This window comes from uncultured Agitococcus sp. (genome assembly GCF_937920075.1).
In the GTDB taxonomy this organism is placed as follows: Bacteria; Pseudomonadota; Gammaproteobacteria; order Pseudomonadales; family Moraxellaceae; genus Agitococcus.
Window position 1 is genome coordinate 1 of record NZ_CALETI010000152.1, and the last position, 2,547, is coordinate 2,547.

Annotated in this window: 7 protein-coding genes; all 7 read left to right on the forward strand. The window is 37.5% G+C overall.

Features of this window, described 5'->3' with window-relative positions; translation table 11 throughout:
• Positions 1-85 precede the first annotated feature (85 nt).
• The 7 genes from Q0212_RS05670 to Q0212_RS05700 all read left to right on the forward strand — a co-directional run bounded on the left by Q0212_RS05670 (position 86) and on the right by Q0212_RS05700 (position 2,433).
• The gene (locus tag Q0212_RS05670; protein WP_297923447.1) at positions 86-298 is read left to right on the forward strand and encodes a hypothetical protein; all 213 of its coding nucleotides are present in this window, start codon (positions 86-88) and stop codon (positions 296-298) included.
• Positions 295-567, forward strand: a complete 273-nt coding sequence (locus tag Q0212_RS05675; protein ID WP_297923449.1) for a VRR-NUC domain-containing protein — start codon at positions 295-297, stop codon at positions 565-567. The genes Q0212_RS05670 and Q0212_RS05675 overlap by 4 nt, the downstream gene beginning before the upstream one ends.
• Before the next feature lie 113 nt (positions 568-680).
• On the forward strand, positions 681-893 hold the full coding sequence (locus Q0212_RS05680; RefSeq protein WP_297923451.1) for a hypothetical protein: 213 nt from the start codon (positions 681-683) through the stop codon (positions 891-893).
• A gap of 1 nt (position 894) precedes the next feature.
• Complete coding sequence (locus tag Q0212_RS05685) at positions 895-1,317, forward strand: D-Ala-D-Ala carboxypeptidase family metallohydrolase (protein ID WP_297923452.1); 423 nt, start codon at positions 895-897, stop codon at positions 1,315-1,317.
• A 168-nt stretch (positions 1,318-1,485) separates the two neighbouring features.
• Positions 1,486-1,908 (forward strand): hypothetical protein, encoded by a 423-nt coding sequence (locus Q0212_RS05690; protein ID WP_297923454.1) that lies wholly within the window; start codon positions 1,486-1,488, stop codon positions 1,906-1,908.
• Entirely contained in the window at positions 1,908-2,144 is a 237-nt protein-coding gene (locus tag Q0212_RS05695) for a transcriptional regulator (protein WP_297923456.1), read from the forward strand. The genes Q0212_RS05690 and Q0212_RS05695 overlap by 1 nt, the downstream gene beginning before the upstream one ends.
• Before the next feature lie 67 nt (positions 2,145-2,211).
• Entirely contained in the window at positions 2,212-2,433 is a 222-nt protein-coding gene (locus Q0212_RS05700) for a hypothetical protein (protein WP_297923458.1), read from the forward strand.
• The last annotated feature ends 114 nt before the right edge of the window (positions 2,434-2,547 follow it).

The following is a 2,547-nucleotide window of genomic DNA, read 5'->3' on the forward strand; positions in this document are numbered from 1 at the left end:
AAATTGAAAACATTAAAACACTTTTAGATTTTGGCTCAATTGGTGAACGTGGCGAGGCGTGTATGAGTATTGATGGGAGTAATTTATGAGTCCTGAGTTTATTGCAAGAATCAACGCTTTGCCCGATGTGTTTTTGTTACAAGGCATTGTTCAATTCAAATATGTAACAGGCATTAGTGAACCAAACAGCGTCAACTTTACGGTTGATATGTCAGGTGGTGGCAAGTTTTTTGGCAAACCTGAACAACATTATGCGTTTTTGGATAAGTATTTGACTTGGCTTGAGACTAGAAAATGAGAGCAGCTAAAGTCGATAAAAATCAAGCTGAAATTGTAGATGCTTTTCGTAAAATGGGATTCTCTGTACAGCATCTGCATACCGTCGGTAGCGGTGTACCTGATTTGTTGATTGGTCGTGGTGGTGTTAATTTGTTAGTCGAAGTTAAAGACGGTGGCAAAGCTAAATTAACGCCTGAGCAAATCAAATGGCATGATGAGTGGCGCGGTCAAGTTGCCATCGTGCGTAATATTGATGATGTTGTTAAATTGGTTAGTGAGTTGGTTTAAATGGAATTAATGTTTGGTGTCGCTCTATTTGTAATTTTGTTATTGGTATTGTTTTGGCTCTTGAATGTTACGATAAATAAGCTAATCTTGATTAAAAATTGAGGGTGGCTATCATGTTTGAAGGTGTAAGCATTGATATAATGCACAATGTTTTAATAGTCACAAGCGGTTTAACTCAAAAAGTGTTATTACAGCAAAACCTTAAATTCGCCAGTCATCAAGAATTAGATAGCTTCGTGAAAGAGTTAGAGAAAAAGGCTTGGTTTGATACAGACGCGAAAAACCTTGTTATTAATGCGTCAACTTCGGCAATGAATGGGATTTAAAATGAAGCTGTCAAAGTATTTTACATACAATGAATTAACGTTTAGCGAGACTGCCAAGCGTTTAAAATATACAAATGCACCGCCGCCTAAAGAGTTAAAATCGTTAACTAACACAGCGCAACAACTTGACAAAGTACGTGAATTACTTGATTGTCCTGTTATTGTTACCAGCGGCTATCGGTCATTAGCGGTTAATCGTGCGATTGGCTCTAGTGATAATAGTCAGCACTTAAAGGGCGAAGCAGTCGATTTTAAAACAACAGAACATACACCGCGTCAAATTGTTGAGTTAATTAAACAATCAAATATTGAGTTTGACCAATTGATATTAGAGTTTGATAGTTGGGTGCATATTTCGTTTAGCTCAAGAAATCGTAAACAAGTTTTGATTATTGATGGCAAAGGTTCGCGTAATTTTGTTTAAACATGCCAGTACAAGGACGTTTTTTATGCCCCTACAGCAGGGGCTTTTTTATGCGAAAAATAATTAAAAATAAATCAAGAAAGTGCTTTACTTGTAGCGAAAATGCTACTATAATAAAGTCATACAGGCAAGACACAGTGTCTAGCAAGAATCACAAGGTGAAATAAAATGAACAAGTCTCAAATCTTCAAAGCAGCCCACAAATTAGCTAAAAGCGTCCATGTTGCAGGTGAATCTTATCGCGTTACTTTTGGTGCAGCGTTAAAAATCGTTATCGCTGAAAGCAAAGCACCAAAAGCAATCGTCAATGTATCTGTCAATGTATGGAAAAAAAGCGGAAATCATCGTTTGTACTTCAAAGTGTTAAATGTTGTTGATGCTCGCTTTGGCACTACATTTGATGACGAGATTGGTTATATTGATGTAAAAACAGGTGAGGTGAAATTTAACTTTCATGCTTTCACAACAGTTAATCAAGAGATGGTTGTTGATGCTCTTAACGCCAAAATTACACACCTGAAAGCAACTGACGATGAAGATTGGGATATTGAGTACATCACAAACACAACATTGAAAATCGAGGCAATCTAATGACTAAAGAAGAACTACACACCATTGGCCGTGCGCTGTACGGCTTAAAATGGCAAGAGGAATTAGCTAGAAAAATTATCAATTTAGATGGTGTTGAGCTGGATTCGAGGCGTGTTAGACAATGGGCGTGCGGTGCGCGTCCTGTTCCTGCTTGGCTCTTGCCAGAGCTAAAAGCATTGGTGCAAAAAAGAATGCAGGAAATTCAAGAAATAAATTTTGAATTGCTTGCAATGTAGCGAAAATGCTACTATAATAAACTCATAGACAAGCAATAGTGCTTAGTCAGAACACAAGGTGAATATTATGAATACTTTAACTCAAAACATGATTCAAGAATTAAACACTGTTGATTTTTTGACAACAGAACAGGCAGCAGCTTTAGCAAAGCAAGCGTTTGCTGATTACTCAAAACGTAGCAATGCTGCAAAGGCAGTTGATAAAGCCGTTTGGGATATGGCATTGGCAGGTGGTTGCCCAAATCGCGTATATAATGCTGTTGAAAAATTAGTCGCTTGCTACGCATAATATTTAAGCGAACTACAATAACCCTCTTCGGAGGGTTTTTATTTGCCTGTTTTTTGCCTTGTGGTATATTGTCAAAAAACAGAGGGCAATATCATGCACGATTTAAAAGACCGA